Below are 21,051 nucleotides of genomic sequence, written 5' to 3'. Positions count from 1 at the left end.
GCGGGATGCGAGGCTGTTCGCCGCTCAGGCATCGCGCAACAGGTCGTTGGCATTCAACAGTGCGTAGGCGATTTCCGGCCGCTTTTCCAGCCCGCGACGAATGGCGGTGGGGATTGCCTGGCGGGTCTTGCGGCACAGGCCCGGCATGTCGTCGAGGGTGATGGCGATGCCGCGCATCGTTCGCACTTCGTTGAACCCGGGACCGATCTGCATCCGAATGCCCAGTTGCTCATACATCCTTTGTTGCATCCGTTCGAGGTCGCCGAGGCTCTGGAGGTTTTCCAGGCGCTCGATCAGGCGCTTCTCCTCGATACGCGTCAAAAACAGGATGCGCAGGTCTGCGCCCGGCGTTGCCAGCAGCGGCTCACGCTCGCAGTTGCAGGCACCGGGGGGGCAGGGTTGGCGGATCGGCAGCGAGGTCGTCATAAGGCTCAATCATAGAGTGCTCCGGGACGGTTTGCCCAGCGTAGCGCAGGGCACGATTTTACTCGCCTGCACGCCGCTGAAGCAGGGGTGGAAAACCGACTTCTGAATCATTTCATAGGCATAGCGCTGGTATCCCGAAACGGCCTTCAAAGTCGATATTTTGACGTCATTCTCTCCAGTTTTTTATTTTTTACCGTTGGGGTGACGGGCCATTGACGTAATGGCTATGTGCTTATAGTCTGCTGAAAAACCGGTAACGATTTCTTCGTCCGACAGCAGAAAAAATCCGCTATGCAAGGAGGCGGTTCATGCGCAAGTCACTCGTCTTTAAATGCGTTTTGTTGTCGGTGCTTTTTAATGGTGCAGTAATCACCAGCGCGCAGGCGAGCAATTTGGCCTATGAAATTAGTCGCATAGGCAATTCGTGCGAGGAAGCCGGTCCACAACTGGGCATGGCGGTCGAACAGCAGGGTGGCGCACCTTATACGGTCGGCGTCGGCCCGGGCGTTCCCACCTCGGTCAGTGAAACTTACTTCTCCGATAACACTAAACAGCAGTTGAACAACCTGGTTGAGTCGGCTGCCAAAGTGAGCGCTCCCGTCAATAGTTCTGCGTGTGACGGATTAATGGCGCAACTTGCTCAAGGCAAATTCCTGGCAAATTCCGATACTCAGACTAAGGTGTTGGGTGGAGGGGGTGAAGTCTTTGCCAATCAACCGATTGCAGTTTCCTTGCCTGCGGCAGCCTGGTTGTTTTCATCCGCGCTGTTCGGTTTTGTAATGGTCGCCAACCGTCGGAAGGTGTAGCCGTAGTTCCGGCTTTTATGACCAGGGTATGCATTGGAAATACTATTGGCTGATATCAATTTGATATGCAGATGATAGCACCGTAGTTGATGTGATTTATTGAGTGTGTGTTGCGATGTAGTTGCTGAATGAAGGGCGCTTGTAACTAAAGTGCTGATAATTTGGCGGGTATGCATCGGGGGTAATATGTTTGACTGCACGTTGTTGTTAAATAAGAAACTTCCTTCGCAAAAGCCTGCCAGTCAGGTGATTTTTATGCCGCCTGTGCAAAAAAGGGCGGCTGCCAGGCGCAAAAAATCACGTTATGAGCATTTTCTCGATGTGAGCATGGGCGAGCGTGATTTGCTCCCCGTTTTATGCAAAGCTCCTTGCATGGCTATCTAGGCGGAGGGACCCCGATGTCACGTTTCTTGCTACCTGTGTTTTGTGCGCTGGCTATTCTGCCCAGTGTTTCCAATGCCGCCGAAGACATCCCGGCCTACCGCTTGAATCCGGGGGATACCCTGAATGTTTCGGTCTGGGGCGAAGACAAGCTGAGGCAGGATGTGCATGTGCTTCCCGATGGCAGCATCACCTTTCCCCTGGCCGGTAAAGTCGAGGTCGAAGGGCTGGACTCCACGGCTGTAGAGGCCAAGCTGGCCGCCAGGCTGGAAAAATACATCCCCGATCCGCAGGTGAGCGTCGTCATCACCGGTACCGCCGGCAATCTGGTCTACGTGCAAGGCAAAGTGCTGAAGCCCGGTACGGTGCCGATGTCGGGTGTCACCACCGTGCTGCAGGCGTTGAGCCTCTCCGGCGGGCTCGACAAGTTCGCTGACAAGGATGAAATCAAGGTGGTGCGCAGCAAGGGCGGCACTCAACAGATCCTGCCCGTGCACTACAGCGACCTCATGTCCGGTCGTGACATGTCCACCAACATCCAGCTGCAGGCCGGCGATACGCTGGTCGTACCCTAGCCTTGCGCGACGCATGGGGAGTGACCTCGATGGCGCTGCGTACAACCGGGATTGCGACGGCAATGTTCGTCCTGCCGTGCTCCGGTCTGGTCCACGCGGCCGCCTGGCAATCGGCGATCACGGTGCCGTCGACGGTCGAATACGACAGTAACCCGACGTTGGCCACCAGCGGCGAGAAGGGCGTGACGCGCTACATCGTCGCGCCGGACGCTACGCTCCTGGCGACGTCCGATCAGGATGAGTTCCTGTTTGGCCTGGGCCTGTATGTCGTGCGTTCGTCCGACACCGCGATTGTCACCGATCGGGAAGACCCGCGACTGCGACTGGGCTGGCAGCGCGAGACCGAAACCGGCGCCTTTGGCCTCACGGCACGCTATGAAGAGAGCTCCACGCTGTCTTCGACCGTCCAGGAAACCGGCGTCGTGGTCCCCGATGGCACCCAGAAGAAGACCTCGCTCGAAGGCAACTGGCGCACCGCCCTGAGCGAGCGCAGTACCTTGACCAACGACATTGAATACAGCCATGTCACTTACGACATCGACTCACTGACCAACTACGACGAACTGTCCAACCGCCTGGGCTATACCTATGCCTGGAGCGAGCGCATGGAGCTGTTCACCCGTCTGGGCGTCAAACGTTACAAACCCGACTCCGGCTCCACCCTGGCCGAGTCTTCCAACAGCTACACCCCGGATATCGGCCTGAACTACCAGTTCTCCGAACAGTTGCGCGGGACGGTGTACGTGGGAGTCAATGAGGAGTCCAACGCCAACAGCGGTCCGAGCGCCCAGGGCGGCCTCAATCTGAACTACAGTGGCGAGCGGGTGGATGCCGGCATCGATGCCAGCCGCAATACCATCGCCAGCGGCGACGGCGGTTTCGTCGAGGTCGATGGCGTGAGCGGCATCTGGAGCTATGCCATCGATGAAACCCGGCGCGCAGGTGTCACCGCATCCTGGCAGGACTCCAAGGGGCAGACGCCCAATACCCTGATCAGTTACGGCGCCTGGTTCAGTCAGGAACTCTCGCCTTTTTGGATGGCGCGCCTATCCTACACATACAAACAACGCCAGCAAGATGGTTTGCCGGATGCTACTGCCAATGTGGTCGGGTTGACGCTGACTTATAGCTACCCTGGTTTCTGAAATTCTGTGGTGTGAGAAATATGGCCTCTGAGTACGAAATGTCGGTCAACGACTACCTTGCTATCGTCAAGCATCATGCCTGGCTCATCATCCTGAGTGGCACGGCCATTCTCGGGGTATGCCTGGCTGTCGCACTGTCCCTGCCGCCCACCTACGAGTCGTCCGGCACGATTCTGGTGGAGTCGCAGCAGATTTCGCCTGACCTGGTGGGGGCGAACAACACTACGTTTGCCGATGAACGGATCGAGATCATTCGCCAGCGCGTCATGACCCGTGAGCACCTGGAGGGGATCATCAACAAATACAACCTGTTCTCGGCGCAGGGTCGGCAACTGAGCCTGACCGAGAAGATCGAGGAAATGCGCAACGCGATCACCGTCGCCCTGGTCAGTGCGGACGTCAAGGGCCGTGGAGAGGTGACCATCGCGTTCCGTCTTGGCTTCGAGCACAGCCAGCCAGAGATCGCCAATAAAGTGGCCAACGAACTGGTCACGCTGTTCCTGGACGAAAACATCAAGCAGCGCACCGAGCGCGCCAGTGAAACCACCGAATTCCTGACCCAGGAAGCAGACAAGCTCCGGCTCGAACTCGAGACCCTGGAAAACCGCTTGGCGGACTTCAAACAGCTCCACTCCAATGCGCTGCCCGAGCATCAAGAGTTGCGCATGAACATGCTCACGCGCGCCGAAACCGAGCTCAAGGAAATCGATCGCGACTACAAGGCCGCACGCGAAGAGGTCCGTTTCAACGAGCTGGAGTTGTCGGCGGCCAATGCCGGGCTGGCAACCAAGCCGGGGGCAACGGGTGCGGCTGCGGACAAACCGCAGGACCTGGGCAGCCTCAAGGCCGAATACGCGCGCCTGATGTCGCTGTACACCGAAGCGCACCCCGATGTGCGGGCTGTCAAACGCAAGATTGCGGCCCTTGAGGCCCAAGGCACTTCCGGCGCAGCGCTTCCGGCCAGCATGGATGTCGCCAAGGCCCAGGCGCGCATTGCAGCGTCCGACATGCGGATCAAGTCGCTGGCCGATCAAAAGCAGGAAATTCTTCGGAAGATCTCCACTTATGAGGCGCAGATTCTCGAAACGCCACAGGTCGAGCGTGGCATGGTCACGTTGATGCGTGACCATGAAAACGCCCAGAAGAAATATGAGGAAATTCGCACCAAGCAAATGAGTGCGAAAATTTCCGAAAGCCTTGAACAGGAAAACAAGGCCGAGCGCTTTGTGCTCCTGGAGTCGCCGCTGATGCCGGAAAAACCGATCAAGCCCAACCGCAAGAAAGTGGTTGCCATGGGCCTGGTGCTGGCGCCGGTGGGTGCGGGCGCGCTGGTGATGCTGCTTGAGCTGATCAACCCCCGCGTTCGCGGTGCCGAAGCCCTGGCCAGCGTGCTGGGCAAACGGGTACTGGTCTCCATCCCTTACATTCACACCCGAGCGGAACTGGCACGCCGCAAGCAATGGCGAGTGCGGTTGATCATCATCGGAGTCGTGCTTTTCGCGCTCTTCCTGGTGCTCGTGCACTTCCTCTACACGCCCCTGGACCTTTTGATGATCAAAGTTCTGGGCCGGTTTGCATAAGGAAAGACAGCAATGGACATTCTCAAGCCCGATGCCGACAAGGCCGAGCAGCCGGCCTCTTCGAAGGCCATGACACCCACGGGTTCGGGGCTCAATGCACTCAGTTACGTACAGACTCGGGTCGTGCCTCTGCGGTATGACCACCTGGAGCGTAACCGCATTGTCGCGTACAACAAGAACTCGAACATGGGCGCCGCCTTCGACCTGCTGCGCACGCAGGTACTGAAGGCCATGGAGGAAAATGGCTGGCGCACGCTGGCGATCACCTCGCCGACGCCGGAGGCCGGCAAGACCGTGCTGGCGATCAACCTGGCCATGAGTATTGCCCATCACACCACCAAGACCGCGTTGCTGGTGGATTTCGACCTGCGCCGCCCCAAGGTCGGTTCCAGCCTTGGATTGTCGATGGAAAATTCGCTCAATGAACTCTTGAACCACAAGGCCGAGCTGCAAGATGTGTTGGTCAATCCGACCTTGCCGCGTTTTGTGGTTTTGCCCACCCGTGAGCCGATTCCACACTCGACCGAGGTGCTGTCGTCGCCCGAGGTCAGCAACCTGATCGTGGAACTGCGTGAGCGCTACGACTCGCGCATCTCGATTTTCGACTTGCCACCGATCCTCAGTTCGGACGACGTGATCACCGTCCTGCCGAAATTCGATTGCGTGCTGCTGGTCGTCGCCAACGGCATGAACAGCAACAAGGAGATCGAGGAAAGCCTGTATCACCTCGGCGGCGCCAACTTGATAGGCACGGTGCTGAACAAGGCCGAGCCGAACAACCGCACTTACTACTGAAGCCATCCCCCTGGCGCTGGCCCCATGGACCAGCGCCGTCGCCTACCGCCAGGGATGCTTCTGCTCCCACGCCCAGGCATGCGCCACGATCTGTTCCAGCGAAGCGAACTGCGGTTGCCAGCCCAGCAGGGCGTTGGCACGTTTGGGGTCGGCCACCAGCCGTGGCGGGTCGCCGGCGCGGCGCGGCGCTTCATTGACGCGGATCTCCTTGCCTGTGACCCGGCGCGCGGTTTCGATCACCTGTTGCACTGAAAAGCCCTGACCATTGCCCAGGTTGAACGCCGTGCTGGCGCCGCCAGCCAGCAGATAATCCACGGCCAGGGCGTGCGCGGCCACCAGATCGCTGACGTGCACGTAGTCGCGGATGCAGGTGCCATCGGGCGTGTCGTAGTCACGCCCGTAGACGGTGATGGCGGCGCGCCGGCCTGAGGCCGCTTGCAGGATCAATGGCAGCAGATGGGTCTCCGGCTCATGGCGCTCGCCCAGCTGTCCTTCCGGGTCGGCTCCGGCGGCGTTGAAGTAGCGCAGGCACACCGATCTGAGCCCATAGGCGCGATCGAAGTCCTCCAGCATCTGCTCGACCATCCACTTGCTGCGGCCATAGGGGTTGATTGCGGCCTTCGGGTGGTCTTCGTCAATGGGCACATACATCGGGTCGCCATAGACCGCGGCGGTCGATGAGAAGATGAAGTGCCTGACGTTTGCGCGAAGCATGGCTTGCAGCAGCGTCAGGGTGGCGGCCAGGTTGTTTTGATAATACTTGCCCGGCTCGCTGACGGATTCGCCGACCTGGATGAAGGAGGCGAAGTGGAACACCGCATCGAAGTGCTGAGAGGCAAACAGGTCGTCGAGGGCCTGCGCGTCGGCGATGTCCAGTTCGACCACGCGTGCGTCCATCAGGGCGCTGCGGTAGCCGGTGGAAAAGTTATCGGCCACCACCAGGTCATGACCGGCGCGCCGCAGCTGTTTGACCATGTGCGAGCCGATATAGCCTGCGCCGCCAACCACCAAGAAATTCATCCTGTCCTCCTGGACCCGTATTGCTGTGTAAACGCGGATTGTGACATCAACGCGCGGCACTTTTCCTTAAAAACAACCAGTTGGCAGTCTGCTGTCCATCGAGCTTGATGGTATAGCGGCCATCGGCGTAGGGGGCGGGCAGCTTCTTCATCTGCGCCAGGGGACCTGGCGTGAACAGGGTCAGGCCCGGTGGTGCCTGTATGGTCAGCGTGCCGGCCAGGGGTTCGACGAAATAGGGCGGTCGCTCGTCCTCATTCGCCATGGCGCGGGCACCCAGTGAAATCATCAGGTCTTGGGATTGGCCCAGTGGCGTGTCGTTCAGGCTTTGCACTACCACACTGGCGTTCGCGGTCCTGGCGTTGACCTGGATGTTGCCCAGGCTGATCGACTCGCCACCGATCCAGCCGGTGGCAGCCTGGGTGCGCGGCGTGTCGATGGTGTAGAGGCCGCGTTTCCAGTTGCGCTTCAGTTCACCGGTGTCGGACGTGGATTCGCTGGCATTGGCGTCCAGCAGCGACTGGTCGGGGTCGTGGAACACCTGGGCATTGTCTGCGGCGGCCCCGGTCTGCAACCAGGGCAGTTCCGGCGTCTGTGGCATGGCGATTTGCAGTTTGCCTTTCTCCATCGCGGTGCGCAGCAGTGCCGAGGTGCTCGGTGTGATGGCCTGGTTGAACAGGGTGGCTGGCGTCGGTGCAAAGATATAGGTGGTCTTCGCCTCACTGACATCACCGCGCCGATAAAGCAGCGCGGCAGCGGGCAAGGTGGCGAGCAGCGACGGGTCGTTGTAGGCGTTCCAGTTGCCGACGGTCATCCAGCCGCCGGAGAGCCCTTCCTGGCTATAGGCGTATTGCATCAGCGCGTCCCAGCCCTGATAACTGGCAGTGCCGGCCATGTACAGCGGCACACCGTGACGATCCGGGGTCGGGAAAGGCTCGCTGTTCCATTCGGTGACGGTCAGCGGTTTGCCCGTGACCTGGCCGGCGCCAATCCAGTTGACGATGCCGGCGCTGGTGAGCGGGTTTTTTTCCAGTTGGCCGAGGCCGCCGTAGCTGTGTACGTCGATGATGTCGCCGGACGTCAGGGCTGGCAGTGACAGCAGGCCATCGCCGCCCCAGCTGTTGGTGGTGGCGATGGGCACCTTCACGCCCAGGTCGCGCAAGTGCTTGATCATGTCGACGTTGAAGCGTTGCTCCAGGTCGTTGAGGAACATTTTCGACGGGCCAAACTCCCAGGCGCGCCAGGTCTGGCTCGAGGACAGATTATGTTGCTTGGCGAACGCTTCGGCCTCAGCCATGTAGACCTTGCTGTGCTTGGGCACGTCCTTGTCACCGAGCAAGGCATTGCCGAAGTGATTGGTGATGTCGTTCTCGTTGGTGATCAGGACCGCGGCGATCGCCGGCTCGTCCTTGTAGGCGAGGCCGGTGTAGGCGTTGACGTGGTTCATGTAGGCAGCGGCAAAGCGCTTCATCGCCTGCTGAATGGTGATGTTGACGTAGTTGTAGCCCTTGAGGCCGGCGTTGCCGTGTTCATCCTTTGGCAGCTCTTCGAAGCCGTAGATGTTGTCCTTGGCCGTGAAAGCCCGTTCGACGTGCATGTCGAGCCAGACATAAATGCCCTCGTCCTTGAGGCTCTTGATCCACAAGTCGATTTTTTTCAGTGATTGCGGGTCGGGTTGCTGGGTATCGGGGTTGGGCGCGGCGCCAAAGATGTTCGGGCTGACCCAGGGCGAATCATGGTGGTGCAGGCGCACAAGGTTGATACCCAGCGCCGACAGCCGCTTGGCTTGCAGCTTGATCTCTTCGTCGGGGGTGCTGAACAGCGTGTAGGCCGACACGTTGGTGCCCCAGAAACGCGCCGGGGTGTCGTCGGCGAACTTCAGTTGCTCGCCGGAGGCCTTGATGAACCCGCGTTTGCCGGCCGGCTTTTCAGCGGCATTCAGGAAGGACAGGTCGACCGGCGAAGTTCTCCAGTCGATTTTGTCTGTCGGCCAGGTCTTCGGGTCGACCAGGCCAAAGCGCTCGCTGGTGGTCGGGCCCAGGGCCACATCACCGGAGACGCTCAAGGTCGCCTTGAAATGCTGCTGGCCGGGCTTGATCGCATTCTTGTAGAAAAACGCCCGCACTTCGGAGCCGTCGCCCGGCTCGAGGAACACGTTCGCCAGCGCCGGCTCGAAGCGCATTTCGATGCGTCGCCCCTGTGCATCGCCCCAGGCCCAGCCCTTGTTGCCAGGCAGCAGCTGCGGTTTGCCCATCTCTCCCTTGAACAACGCGGGGTCGAAATTGAACACGAAGCCACCGCCGATCACGTTCGGCTTCAGGCTGCGGGCATCCAGGGCAACATCCCAGGTCAACTGCTGCTCGCCCTGTTTGCGGACCTTTGCCGCCAGGTCGAAATCCAGCGTCTGGTTCTGGCCAACGAGGGTGTAATCGTAGGGCGCATTGATCGTGAATCGGGTGGGGAAGGACGTCCAGCCATAGTTGCTCTCGAAGAACACGAACGAGGAGGCCAGGGCGGGGCTGCCGCCATAGGTCACCCCCGGCAGGCCGCTCTTTTCATCGACACTGGCCACCCAGTCCGACGCCCAGGTACTCAGCGGCAGGACAACAACGGACAGGACAACCGGAAGCAGCAAGCGGGTGCGGCGGAAAATGTTGGCCATGGGGTTACCGGAGTTGGAGGTGGGTACTGGCCGAGACGGCTGGCGAGGGGTGCTTGAGGTTGCGCGCCATCCGGACGTAGGCGACGCCCAGCCCGGCAACCGACCAGTACACCACGGGGATGATCGTGATGCTGCTGACGGTAAAGATGGTCACCAGGATCCCGGCGAGTGTCGCGAAGAGCGCTCGGCCCAGCCGGCGGGCTTCATCGTCCTTGTCGGGGAACGAACGCAAGGTCTTGCGGATGCCGAGCAGCACGGCGGCGAAAAAGGCCACGAACACCGTCAAACCGATCAATCCATAGGACAGCGCTACGCCGATGTAGGTGTTGACGATGTCGATGATGCCCTCGCCCTGGATCATGGCCTGCATTTCGGGGGCCTTACGGTAATCGAAGGTGCCCAGCAGAGGGTTGCGCTGGATCACGAGGATCGAGTTGTCGATCAGGCGCTGGCGATAGGTGATGTTTTCGACTTCCACGTTGCCGACGAACGGCAGCAGGTCCAGCACCTTCTGCCCGCCCGGCACGAGGGTCAGCACGGGGAGGGCGAGCACCCCGGCGACTGCCAGCAGCATGATGCGCTTGACCACCTTCTGCCCCGTGGCGATATACACCAGGAGCATGGCGGCCGCGCCGATCCACGGGCCGCGCGACAGCGGGGCAAACAGCCCGCCGGCCAGCAGCAGTGCGCCCAGGCGGCGCTGCAGCTTGCTGCGCACGCTTTCCTGCAAATACAGGTAGAAACCGATGGCGGTGCTGATCACCAGTCCCAGCGCGATGGCCTGGCCGGTGGTGACGCTGGCGCGCAGCAGGCCGCCGCGACTGAGGTAGCTGGACATTTCCCATTGCATGCCCATGGCGCCGATCAGCGCGCTGTAGAGCAGCCAGCCACGGGCAAACTCGAAGAATCCGATCAGCGCCATCACCATGGCCGCGAGGACAAAGCCCAGCAGGGCGTCCTTGAAATCGCTGAGATTCTTCAGGGCCCGGCTGGCGACGTAGTACGGCAGGAACACGTCGGTGAACTGGTAGAGCGTCTGGCGCAAGGTATCGGTGACCGTGGTCTCGCGCAGCAACAGCAGGCTGGTCAAGACCAGGTAGGCGGCGAGGAATTTATCCGGCCAGGTGCGTCCGAAACCTTGCGTATCGGCTTGTCTGCGCAGAGCGAAAAAGGCCGGCAGCAGCACGCACAGGGACAGCAGGCGCACATAGTTGAGGTCGAAAAAGTAATTCATCAGGCCGAAACCGGGAATTCGCGCCTGCGCCGGCGGTACCAGGAACGCCAGGATGAAGAACAACGCGACCGGATTGTGTTCGCGTTTTCGCGCGATGGTCAGAATGACCGTGGTCACGGCCACGTACAGCCAGAAACTGTGCGAGACAAAAGCCAGGACGGTCAGCACAAACCACAGATTGCGTCGACGGGTGAAGTCGTGGGCAGGGATCAGGTCGCTTGCGGGCCGGCGCGCCATGAAAAAAACAACGCCGGCCAGAACCAGAATGACGACTAACGCGCGAAAGTGCTCAGGCATGGATGGTCAGGCTTTACCGATGGGTGAATGAGAGATACTAGTAGAATGGCAAAGTGCGACTATAGTACGTTTTCATGGAGTTGAGTCCGGGGTTGTTACGATGCCACCAGCTGATATCTCGCCGTCGTTGAGCCTTCGCAGGCGAGCCATCTTTGCCGGGGCATGGAATCTGGGGGCGCTGATCACGTCCCAGGCCATTCGGCTGGGGGGCAACCTGATCATGGCCCGCCTGCTGATGCCGGAAATGTTTGGCATCATGGTCATCGCCACCACCGTGTCGGTGGTCCTGCACCTGCTGTCCGATGTCGGCTTTCGCCAGAACATCATCCAGAGCCCGCGCGGCGACGACCCGGCCTTTCTCAACACCGTGTGGACGGTGCAGATCATCCGCGGGTTCATTCTTTTCGCGTTCACCTTGCTGATCGCCGGTTTCGCCTGGTTTGCCCAGGTGATCCACCTGTGGCCGGAGCATTCCACCTACGCCGCGCCGGAGTTGCCGCTGGTGCTGGCGGTCACCGGTATTTCCGCGATCATCTATGGCTTCCAGTCGACCAAGGTCGACGTCGCCGTGCGTGAGTTCCAGCAGAAAAAGGTCGTGCTTGCCGAGTTCGCGTCGCAACTGGCCGGGCTGCTGACGATGTTGATCATCGGTTATTTCACCCGCTCGATCTGGGCGCTGGTGGGTTCCGGCCTGGTGGCCGCGCTGGCGATGACGCTGCTGGGCCACTTCTGGTTTCCGGGGCCGCACAACCGCCTGCACTGGGAGCGCTCCGCGCTGCGGGAAGTGGTGGTGTTCGGGCGCTGGATGCTGTTGTCGTCGGCGGTGGGCGTGCTGGCGATGAATGGCGACCGGATCTGGTTCGGCGGCAGCATGTCGGCCAATGAACTGGGAGTGTTCTCGATTGCCGTGCTGATTCTGGGCGCGCTGCAGCTGGGCATGGCGCGGCTGCTCGGTGCCGTGGCGTTGCCGGCATTCAGTGAGGCCGCCCGTAGCCAGGACACGCCACGCCTGCATGTGTTGTATGGCCGCTTCAAATTGATGTTCGATCTGGTCTCGCTGTTTATCTGCGGACTGTTCTGGGTCATCAGCCCATTGCTGATCAGCATTCTGTACGATGAGCGTTACGCCGAAGCGGGGCAAATGCTGGCGATCCTTTCGCTGTCCTTCTTCACCTGGCGCTTTGCCGTGGCGCATCAGGTCTGGCTGGCGTTGGGGCTGACCAAGTACCAGGCGATGGACAACATCATTCGCGCCATCTCGTTATGGGTGCTGTTGCCGCTTCTGTTGGCCATCGGCGGCGTGCATTATGCGATCTGGGGCGTTGCGCTGCATGCGCTGCCGACACTGGTTCTGGTGGTGTACGTCAATCGCAAGGTCGGCTTGTTCGATCTCAAGCGTGAGCTCGTCGTCTTGCCAATGGCATTGGCAGGGGTTATCTGCGGGGAAGTGGTGTTGAAAATTGCTGACTGGTTTTGACTTTGATGTCGGGGAGCTTGAACCGTGAACGAACCTGATTTGAATACCTCTGCAATGGACCGCAGGGACTTTCTGCGTGTGTGCGCGCTGTTGGGGCTCGCAGGGTTCATCCCTGGATTGTCGCAAGCCGTTGCAGTGCCTTCAGCCGTCAAGTCGGGGTACGTCGTCATCAACGGGTGGGTACTGCCGGCCCAGCACTTTCAGCCAGCGCAAACATGATCAAAGACTACCAATCGCAAAAAGAACTGCGCGACTTCTATGACGTCTGCATCGTCGGTGCCGGGCCGGCGGGTATTACCCTGGCCTTGCGTCTGGCGGTCAACGGCCGGCGTGTGCTGCTGCTCGAAGGCGGCGGTCGCGAGTACTCGCAAAACTCGCAGAGTCTCTACCAGTGCCCCTCGACCGGCCTTGAGGTCTACGCCGAGGAAACACGCCTGCGTTACCTGGGCGGGACTTCCAACCATTGGTCCGGGCGCTGCCGCCCCTTCGAAGCGTCGGACTTCAACAACGGCCCGCCCGTGCGCCTGCCCGGCTGGCCCATTGCGTTCGCCGAAATGGAGGCGCATCTGGCGCAGGCGATGGCGATTGTCGACCTGGTGCCGAACGCCGGATTCAAGGCGATCAACCCTTCCCTGGACGGCTCCGAATTTGCGGCAGATCGCTTCCTGCTCAGCCCGCCGACGCGTTTTGCAAAAAAGTACGCCAAGGAACTCGACGAGACCGAGGGCCTGGATGTCTTCATCAACTGCAACTGCGTCGACCTGGAGTTCGACAGCCAAACCGGGCGTATCGCCTCGATCGTCGTGGCGGACTACGAGCAGCATCGGGAGCGGGTCAAGGCCCGGCAGTTCATTCTGGCCACAGGCGCCATCGAAAATGCCCGGCAACTGCTCAACAGCGAATCCCTGGCAGCGGGCGGCATCGTTACCGAGGGCGGCCTGGTCGGCAAATGTTTCATGGAGCACCTGAACGTCGAGCTTGGCACCTTCATCCTCAAGGACGGGCAGGGCAAGGACTCCCGCGAGTACTTCACCACCGATGCCTTCGTGGCGCAGCACAAGGCCGGCAAGGGTAACGTTGCCATTTCCCTGGTCTCTGAAGTCAAGACCTATGGGCGCATGGCCGCCATCAAGAGCTTTTTCGAAAACCTCATCTGCGACGTGGGTGTGGAGCAGAAGATAGAGTTCATCACCAAGTTCGATTGCCCCGGCGATGGCGTGATCGGCACGTTGATCGAGCAGTTTCCCAACCTCGACAGCCGTGTTTCGTTGCTGCCGGAGCGAGATGCCCTGGGGATGCGCAAGGCCGTGGTTCACTGGGAACTGAGCCCGGCGGACCGCGACACCGTCAAGTCGATCGGGCTGGAAATGGCCAAGTGCTTCGCTGACACGGGGCTGGGCCTGGTCAAGCTGGAGCAGTGCGTGTATGACCAGACCGTGCCGTTGAAGGTCAATCCCCATGCCCACCATATGGGGACCACGCGGATGGCGTCGGCACCGGAGTTCGGGGTGGTGGACGAGAATTGCAAGGTATTTGGCGTGGAGAACCTCCACATCGCGGGCAGCAGCGTTTTTGCGACCGGCGGTGCGAGCAATCCGACCATGCCGCTGTTACAACTGACACTCAGGTTGGCTGAGCACATCAATCGTATAAGTTAGTGCGTTAATGGATTTTCTGGCTGATGCTCGTACGGGTGGGCTTGATAAGCGCCTGTCTGGCTGGATGTGCATCGGAATTGGGTAGCCAGCCCCTGGTTTTTCAGGGGGGAATGGAGATAGCCTGTTGAAAGTGACTTTTGTTTTGAGCGTGGCGAGCATGTCGGGCGGGATTCGCGTGGTGACGATTTACGCCCAGGCATTGGCGGATGCCGGTCATGAAGTGACACTGGTTTCCCTGCCTTATCCGGCTATTCCGCTGCGCAGAAAGATCAAGAGTTTCGTCACTGGCAAGGGCTGGCTGGTCACCCCGGTCATTCCCTCTTATCTGGATGATATGGACCTCGATCACCGGGTGATCGAAAAATACCGCCCGATCGTGGAGTCCGATGTCCCGGATGCCGATGTGGTGGTTGCCACCTGGTGGGAGACGGCCGAGTGGGTCAATGCCCTGAGCCCGGCCAAGGGCGAGAAAGTGTATTTCGTGCAAGGGCATGAGATCTTTCCGTTCTGCCCGATCGACCGGGTCATGGCCACCTACCGGATGCCGCTGCACAAGATCACCATCTCCCAATGGCTGGCTGACTTGATGCGTGTGGACTACGGCGATGCGGATGTCGACCTGGTGCCCAACAGCGTCGATCACCAGCAGTTCTTCGCGGCGCCGAGGGCCAGGCAACAGCGCCCGACCGTTGGTTTCCTTTACCATGAAACACCTTTGAAGGGGCTCGACGTGACGCTCGACGTCATTGCCGCGCTCGAAAAGAAATACCCGACCCTGCGCGTCGTTTCCTTTGGCAGCTTTGCGCCCACGGGGGCGTTCGCGTTACCGGCGAGTGTCGAGTTTCACCTGGCGCCCGATCAGGATCGGATTCGTGATCTCTATACGCAATGTGATGTCTGGCTGGCCTCGAGCCGCAGCGAAGGGTTCAACCTGACGGCGATGGAGGCCATGGCCTGTCGGACGCCGGTGGTGTCGACCCGTACGGGTTGGCCGATGGAAGCCATATCCTGTTTCAACAACGGTGTGCTGGCGGATATCGACGACACGCACGCGCTGACGGTGGGCGTCGAGTATCTGCTGAACCTCGACGACATGGCGTGGCGTGCGGTGTCCGAAGCGGCTCATCAAACCGTGGCCTCAAGCACCTGGGAGCACTCTGCCCGTCTGTTTGAAGCGGCATTGAACAAGGCGGTGGGCAAGCGTCTGTCCGGGCAGCGTGCTGCCCGACCGGAGCCTACCGTGCTGGAAGGACGGGGTTGATATCGACGCCCATCGTGCCATCGCAAGGCCTGCCGCTGGGCCAATGACAGATACCAGTGGAATGGCAAGCGGCGGCTATAGTACTTTTTCGTGTCATGGATTCCGGGGTTGTAGTGATGCCACCAGCTGATGTATCGCCATCGTTGAGCCTTCGCAGGCGAGCGATATTTGCCGGGGCATGGAATCTGGGGGCACTGATCACATCACAGGCTATCCGCCTGGGTGGCAACCTGATCATGGCCCGTCTGCTGATGCCGGAGATGTTCGGCATCATGGTCATCGCCACCACCGTGTCGGTGGTGCTGCACCTGCTGTCCGATGTCGGCTTCCGCCAGAACATCATCCAGAGCCCGCGAGGCAACGATCCGGCCTTCCTCAACACCGTGTGGACGGTGCAGATCATCCGCGGCTTCATTCTTTTCGCGTTCACCCTGGCGATCGCCGGCGCCGCCTGGGTTGCCCAGGTCATGCACATGTGGCCGGAGCATTCCACCTACGCCGCGCCGCAGTTGCCGCTGGTGCTGGCCGTGACCGGCATTTCCGCGATCATCTATGGTTTCCAGTCCACCAAGGTCGACGTGGCCGTGCGCGACTTCGAGCAGAAAAAAGTCGTGCTCGCCGAGTTCGTCTCGCAGTTGGCCGGGCTGTTGACGATGTTGATCATCGGTTATTTCACCCGCTCGATCTGGGCGCTGGTGGGCTCCGGGCTGGTGGCCGCCCTGGCCATGACGCTGCTCGGGCATTTCTGGTTTTCCGGACCGCCCAACCGTTTGCACTGGGAGCGTCCCGCGCTCCAGGAAGTGGTGGTGTTCGGACGCTGGATGCTGTTGTCGTCGGCGGTGGGCGTGCTGGCCATGAACGGCGACCGGATCTGGTTCGGCGGCAGTATGTCGGCCAGCGAACTGGGGGTCTATTCCATTGCCGTGCTGTTTTTGGGGGCGCTGCAAATGGGCATGCAACGGTTGCTCGGGGCCGTGGCCCTGCCGGCGTTCAGCGAGGCTGCGCGGGTCAACGACACCACGCGCCTGCACGCGCTGTATGTACGCTTCAAGTTGATGTTCGACCTGGTTTCGCTGTTTCTCTGCGGGTTGGCCTGGGTCCTCAGCCCGTTGCTGATCCATTTTCTGTACGATGAGCGTTATGCCGGTGCTGGCGAGATGCTGGCGATTCTGTCCCTGTCTTTCTTCACCTGGCGCTTTGCCGTGGCGCATCAACTCTGGCTGGCGTTGGGGCTGACCAAGTACCAGGCGATGGACAACATCATTCGCGCCATCTCGTTGTGGGTGCTGCTGCCGCTGTTACTGGCCCTGGGGGGCGCGAAGTACGCGATTTGGGGGGTTGCGCTGCATGCCTTGCCGACGTTGATCCTGGTGGTGTATGTCAATCGCAAGGTGGGGTTGTTCGATCTCAGGCGAGAGCTCATCGTCCTGCCGATGGTGCTGGTGGGAATGGTGTGTGGCGAGGCGGTGCTGGCGATAGTCAACTGGTTTTGACCCTGGCGGGACAGGGCCGTCGTCGTGCCGGATGTCGGAGCGGCGGCTACGCTTAGGGGCACGAATGAAGGATCGGGGCGCATCGAACCCTGGCACAGGCGTTTTTTTGAATTTTTTGGGGCTGACAGGATGATTGGTCTACTGAAGCGCGCTATCGCTCATTTTGCCAGGACAACGGGACGTGGAACCTCGCTCTACAAACGACTGTGCCGACCGGATGGTTTCGAATGGGCGCGATTCCTGGTCCAGTGGCGATCCCTGCATTCCATCGGTGAAAACGTGTGGATCAACGTCGGGTGCAACATTACCGATCCATCACTGGTGCGTCTGGGCAACAACGTCGGTTTATCCGATTGCACGCTGATCGGGCACGATGCCTCGGTCGCGCTGCTCAACGTGCGCTACGGTACGAAGCTGGATTCCGTCGGCCCGATAGACATCCTCGATAACGTTTTCATCGGCCATGGCGCGATCATCCTGCCGCGCGTGAAGATTGGCCCCAATTCCCTGGTCGCTGCCGGCGCGGTTGTCCTGCGCGATGTCCCGCCCGATGTCGTGGTCGGGGGTAATCCAGCCAGGGTGATCTGCACATTGGAGACGTTGTTGAAGAATGTCGAAGATCGATGCGCCGAATATCCCTGGATGGACCTCATCCGCGAGCGTAACGGTGAGTTTGACCCGGCCCTGGAATCCAGGCTGCGAGTCATGCGCGCCGACTACTTCTTTGGTGAAAAATCCAATGGTTAATGCGCCTCTCGATGTGCTGGTGGTCAACTACAACACCGCAGGGCTGTTGCAGCCGATGTTCAATGCCCTGCGCCAACCCGACAGTACGGATCGGGCGCGTTACCTGGTGGTGGACAACGCCTCCGTCGATAACTCGCTGGAGTGCCTGGCGACCCTGTGTCCCGGGGCGTTGCTGCTGGCCAATGAAAGCAATGTCGGCTTTGGCCGTGCCAACAATCAGCTGGTTGAACACCTGCAGGGCAAGTACGCATTGCTGCTCAATACTGACGCCTTCGTGGCGGCGGACACCCTGAGCAAGACCCTCGACTACATGGAGGCGCACCCCGAGTGCGGCATTCTCGGCGTACGATTGGAAGGCCGGGACGGGGATTTGCAGCCTTCGTGCCGTTATTTCCCGACACCGCTGAATGTGTTTCTGTCGCGCGCGGGGCTTGAGCGCTTTTTCCCCTGGGTGAAGCGGGTCGATGACATGCAGTGGGATCACGCCTCCGTCCGCGAGTGTGACTGGGTGCCCGGCTGTTATTACCTGATTCGCCGCGAGGTCATCGACACGGTCGGTTTGTTCGACCCGCGCTACTTCCTTTATTACGAGGAAGTGGATCACTGCAAACGCGTCAAGCAGGCCGGCTGGAAGGTGGTTTTCTACCCACACACCACCGTGGTGCATATCGGTGGAGAAAGTGCCAAGTCCGTCGATGAACTCAACGTCGCCAGTCGGCAGATACCCCGGCTGCAAATCGAAAGCGAGCTGTTGTATTTCCGCAAGCACCATGGCGTGGCAGGCCTGGCCTGGCACATGGCGCTGGTGTGCCTGGGCGACCTGATCCTCGCGCTCAAGGCCTTGCTCAAGCGTCGTGGTCGTGCCGCCATTGGTGCCTGCTGGGAACATGCCCGGGTCACCTGGGCGCTGCTGCGTGATACCAAGTTCGCCACCCAACCAACACGGTAGAGCCCTTCATGTTCGACAACATACGCGCGGATTTACGTGCCTACGGCGGTGACTGGGGAGCCCAGGGCTTCTGGGTGATGCTGGTTTATCGCTTCGGGCGCTGGCGCTATGGCGTGCGCCCGGCGCTGTTACGCAAAGTGTTTTCCTTGCTCTACAAAGTACTGTTCAAGCTGGTGCAGATCGTGACGGGCATCGAGCTGCCGTGCGAAGTGGAGGTCGGGCGTAACTTCGTCATCGATCATTTCGGCGGCATCGTCATCAGCGGTTACGCCCGGTTTGGCGATGATTGCCGTATCCGTAACGGGGTCGTGGTGGGCCTGAAGAATGTCAACGAACCCATCGCGCCGGTCATGGGCAACAACGTCGATATCGGTGCCGGGGCCAAGGTCCTGGGCAATATCCGCATTGGCAACAACGTGGTGATCGGTGCCAACGCGGTCGTATTGACCGATGTACCGGACGACTGCGTGGCCGTGGGCGTGCCCGCGATCATCAAGCAACGACAGCCTGCACAGGCAAAGGAAGGCTCATGAACGTTTTCGCCTGGACTCGGTGAACGCCTTGATCAATGGAATAGGCGTCGTGGTGATCGGACGCAACGAGGGCCAGCGGCTGGAACGTTGCCTGGCGTCACTGCTGGGGGCGGCGCAGCAGGTTGTCTACGTCGACTCGGGGTCCACCGATGGTTCGGTGCCGATGGCGCGGGCACTCGGGGTCGCGGTGGTCGAGCTGGACATGACGATCCCGTTCACCGCGGCCCGTGCGCGCAACGAAGGTTTTGCCTGTGTGCAACGCCTGCTGCCGTCGATGAGGCATGTGCAATTTGTCGACGGTGACTGCGAAGTGGTCGCCAGCTGGCTGCCCCGGGCCCAGGCGTTCCTCGAGGCGCGGCCCGAGGTGGCGGTGGTCTGTGGACGGCGGCGTGAACGCTTTCCCCAACGCTCGGTGTACAACCTGATGTGTGACATCGAATGGGATACGCCAATAGGCGAAGCCCGGGCCTGTGGCGGCGATGCGTTGATGCGCGCGCAGGCCTTTGCCGCCGTGTCCGGTTTCCGTGCGGACTTGATTGCCGGCGAAGAGCCGGAACTGTGCGTGCGCTTGCGGGCGCTGGGCTGGAAGGTCTGGCGCCTGGAGGAGGAAATGACCTTGCACGATGCGGCCATGACCCGATTCGGCCAATGGTGGACGCGTACGTTGCGCGGTGGCCACGCGTTTGCCGAGGGCGCATCGTTACACGGGGCAACGGCAGAGCAGCACTGGCGACGCGAGTCGCGCCGGGCCTGGTTCTGGGGCCTGGGTGTTCCGCTGGCAACGCTTGTCGCCTGCTCGATGGTGGGGGCGGCAGGGCTGTTGCTTCTGCTGATTTATCCGTTGCAGGTGGCGCGCCTGGCCCGACGGGGTGGCAGGTCGACACGCGAGAACTGGCTGCTGGCTTTCTTTCTGGTGCTGGGGAAGTTTCCCGAGATGCTGGGGCAGGTCAAATTTCTGTTGAGCAGATTCGGCGCCGGCAAGTCGGCCTTGATCGAATACAAGTGAGGCGTTCATGGATTATTGGCTCACCCTTAAAAGCTTGTTGTGGCTCAATGCCGGGGTGACCCCGAGGGCATTGAAAAACCAGCTCAAGGTTCCGGGCCTGGTGGCCAGAAACCGGCCGGCCCTCGAATCGTTTTCGTCGCGCATGTCAGCGGCGCTGGGCGCCAATGGCCTGCAAACCCTGGGCACGGACTGCCTGGGCGTCGTCCAGTGGCCCTACGTCAGTAAAGCCTGGGGAGCTGAGCAGCGGCTGGGGGCCATCGCCTCGCACTACGAAACGGTCACCCAGGTCTGCCCGCTACTGTTGTTGTCGGGGCGTAACGAGACCCTGAAACTGGCCGACCTGTCCGAGTGGGCGGCGGATTGTTCCCTGGTGCTGGACCGGCCGAAATGGTTCATGCGCGAAGGCGAGCTGGTGCTGAATTTGTTTCAGGACGACCTGCGCATTGCGTCGCTGGCCTTCACGCTGTGCCGCACCGATATCGGGACTGGCCTGTTCATCGGCGCTGTCCAGGGCATTCACAAAGGTGTGGACAGTGACAGATCCCTGGCGATTTACCGTGACCTGACCAAGGCGTTCGAGGGTCTGCGTCCCAGAAGCCTGCTGATTGAAGTCATCAAACATATCGCGCTCAGGCTCGGCGTGGACAAGCTCTACGCGGTCGGGGATGAGTTCCGTCATCATCGCCACCCCTATTTTGGTGCGCAAAAGGCTCAGGAACTGGCGGCCAACTATGACGTGATCTGGTTGGAGCACGGGGCGACACCCTCCGAGCGGGAAGACTTTTTCGACATCCCCCTGGCACCGTCCATCAAGCCGCTCGACACCATTGCCGCGAAAAAGCGCGCCATGTACCGCCGGCGTTACGAGTTGCTGCAGAGCACGTTCAACAAGGTCGACGCCGTGTTGATCGGCACCACCGCCACCCAGGGCGCGGCGCCGGTTGACGCTTTCGGTATCGCTGCCGGCGTGGCCATGCCTGCCGCCACCACCCCCAACGACAATTAAGCC

At 60.6% G+C, this 21,051-nt stretch carries 19 protein-coding genes; 15 read left to right on the top strand and 4 right to left on the bottom strand.

The annotated features are described in order from the left end of the window. Positions 1 to 24 precede the first annotated feature (24 nt). A complete protein-coding gene (locus ACM6IM_RS09900; protein ID WP_201189835.1) occupies positions 25 to 426 on the bottom strand; it encodes a hypothetical protein in 402 nt (133 codons plus the stop codon). Positions 427 to 734: 308 nt separating this feature from the next. Here ACM6IM_RS09900 and ACM6IM_RS09895 point away from each other — a divergent pair, with 308 nt between their 5' ends. The 5 genes from ACM6IM_RS09895 to ACM6IM_RS09875 all read left to right on the top strand — a co-directional run bounded on the left by ACM6IM_RS09895 (position 735) and on the right by ACM6IM_RS09875 (position 5,708). Continuing rightward, positions 735 to 1,232, top strand: coding sequence for a hypothetical protein (locus ACM6IM_RS09895; protein ID WP_414865013.1), 498 nt, complete (start codon positions 735 to 737; stop codon positions 1,230 to 1,232). A gap of 398 nt (positions 1,233 to 1,630) precedes the next feature. After that, complete coding sequence (locus ACM6IM_RS09890) at positions 1,631 to 2,188, top strand: polysaccharide biosynthesis/export family protein (protein ID WP_201188979.1); 558 nt, start codon at positions 1,631 to 1,633, stop codon at positions 2,186 to 2,188. A 29-nt stretch (positions 2,189 to 2,217) separates the two neighbouring features. After that, the gene (locus ACM6IM_RS09885; protein WP_414865012.1) at positions 2,218 to 3,333 is read left to right on the top strand and encodes a hypothetical protein; all 1,116 of its coding nucleotides are present in this window, start codon (positions 2,218 to 2,220) and stop codon (positions 3,331 to 3,333) included. Between the two features lie 20 nt (positions 3,334 to 3,353). Then, positions 3,354 to 4,913: a GumC family protein gene (locus ACM6IM_RS09880; RefSeq protein ID WP_192301532.1), complete on the top strand. Its 1,560-nt coding sequence runs from the start codon at positions 3,354 to 3,356 to the stop codon at positions 4,911 to 4,913. Positions 4,914 to 4,982: 69 nt separating this feature from the next. Further along, on the top strand, positions 4,983 to 5,708 hold the full coding sequence (locus ACM6IM_RS09875) for a CpsD/CapB family tyrosine-protein kinase (protein WP_414865485.1): 726 nt from the start codon (positions 4,983 to 4,985) through the stop codon (positions 5,706 to 5,708). A 42-nt stretch (positions 5,709 to 5,750) separates the two neighbouring features. Here the strand turns inward: ACM6IM_RS09875 and galE are convergent, their stop codons facing one another. Genes galE through ACM6IM_RS09860 form a run of 3 tightly spaced genes read right to left on the bottom strand, consistent with a single transcriptional unit; the run spans position 5,751 to position 10,918 of the window. After that, positions 5,751 to 6,728, bottom strand: coding sequence for a UDP-glucose 4-epimerase GalE (galE, locus tag ACM6IM_RS09870; protein ID WP_414865011.1), 978 nt, complete (start codon positions 6,726 to 6,728; stop codon positions 5,751 to 5,753). Between the two features lie 46 nt (positions 6,729 to 6,774). Next, entirely contained in the window at positions 6,775 to 9,387 is a 2,613-nt protein-coding gene (locus ACM6IM_RS09865) for a glycosyl hydrolase family 5 (protein WP_414865010.1), read from the bottom strand. 4 nt (positions 9,388 to 9,391) lie between these two features. Continuing rightward, a complete protein-coding gene (locus tag ACM6IM_RS09860) occupies positions 9,392 to 10,918 on the bottom strand; it encodes an O-antigen ligase family protein (RefSeq protein ID WP_201188967.1) in 1,527 nt (508 codons plus the stop codon). Positions 10,919 to 11,018: 100 nt separating this feature from the next. Here ACM6IM_RS09860 and ACM6IM_RS09855 point away from each other — a divergent pair, with 100 nt between their 5' ends. The 10 genes from ACM6IM_RS09855 to ACM6IM_RS09810 all read left to right on the top strand — a co-directional run bounded on the left by ACM6IM_RS09855 (position 11,019) and on the right by ACM6IM_RS09810 (position 21,048). Continuing rightward, positions 11,019 to 12,395, top strand: coding sequence for an oligosaccharide flippase family protein (locus tag ACM6IM_RS09855; protein ID WP_201188965.1), 1,377 nt, complete (start codon positions 11,019 to 11,021; stop codon positions 12,393 to 12,395). 54 nt (positions 12,396 to 12,449) lie between these two features. Continuing rightward, positions 12,450 to 12,614, top strand: a complete 165-nt coding sequence (locus ACM6IM_RS09850; RefSeq protein WP_207195359.1) for a twin-arginine translocation signal domain-containing protein — start codon at positions 12,450 to 12,452, stop codon at positions 12,612 to 12,614. After that, positions 12,611 to 14,053, top strand: a complete 1,443-nt coding sequence (locus tag ACM6IM_RS09845) for an FAD-dependent oxidoreductase (protein ID WP_201188964.1) — start codon at positions 12,611 to 12,613, stop codon at positions 14,051 to 14,053. The genes ACM6IM_RS09850 and ACM6IM_RS09845 overlap by 4 nt, the downstream gene beginning before the upstream one ends. Positions 14,054 to 14,183: 130 nt before the next feature. Then, a complete protein-coding gene (locus ACM6IM_RS09840; protein WP_414865484.1) occupies positions 14,184 to 15,314 on the top strand; it encodes a glycosyltransferase family 4 protein in 1,131 nt (376 codons plus the stop codon). Between the two features lie 116 nt (positions 15,315 to 15,430). Next, positions 15,431 to 16,807, top strand: a complete 1,377-nt coding sequence (locus tag ACM6IM_RS09835) for an oligosaccharide flippase family protein (RefSeq protein WP_414865009.1) — start codon at positions 15,431 to 15,433, stop codon at positions 16,805 to 16,807. A gap of 129 nt (positions 16,808 to 16,936) precedes the next feature. Continuing rightward, positions 16,937 to 17,554, top strand: a complete 618-nt coding sequence (locus ACM6IM_RS09830) for an acyltransferase (RefSeq protein WP_201188961.1) — start codon at positions 16,937 to 16,939, stop codon at positions 17,552 to 17,554. Further along, positions 17,547 to 18,503, top strand: a complete 957-nt coding sequence (locus ACM6IM_RS09825; RefSeq protein ID WP_192301521.1) for a glycosyltransferase family 2 protein — start codon at positions 17,547 to 17,549, stop codon at positions 18,501 to 18,503. Before ACM6IM_RS09830 ends, ACM6IM_RS09825 begins: the two co-directional genes overlap by 8 nt. Before the next feature lie 8 nt (positions 18,504 to 18,511). After that, positions 18,512 to 19,036, top strand: a complete 525-nt coding sequence (locus ACM6IM_RS09820) for a serine O-acetyltransferase (RefSeq protein WP_414865008.1) — start codon at positions 18,512 to 18,514, stop codon at positions 19,034 to 19,036. A gap of 28 nt (positions 19,037 to 19,064) precedes the next feature. Next, entirely contained in the window at positions 19,065 to 20,042 is a 978-nt protein-coding gene (locus ACM6IM_RS09815; protein ID WP_414865007.1) for a glycosyltransferase family 2 protein, read from the top strand. Positions 20,043 to 20,049: 7 nt separating this feature from the next. Next, complete coding sequence (locus ACM6IM_RS09810; RefSeq protein ID WP_414865006.1) at positions 20,050 to 21,048, top strand: DUF535 family protein; 999 nt, start codon at positions 20,050 to 20,052, stop codon at positions 21,046 to 21,048. The last annotated feature ends 3 nt before the right edge of the window (positions 21,049 to 21,051 follow it).

This window comes from Pseudomonas sp. IT-P12, from assembly GCF_949767465.1.
In the GTDB taxonomy this organism is placed as follows: Bacteria; Pseudomonadota; Gammaproteobacteria; order Pseudomonadales; family Pseudomonadaceae; genus Aquipseudomonas.
This window is presented reverse-complemented; position numbering and strand designations above follow the sequence as displayed.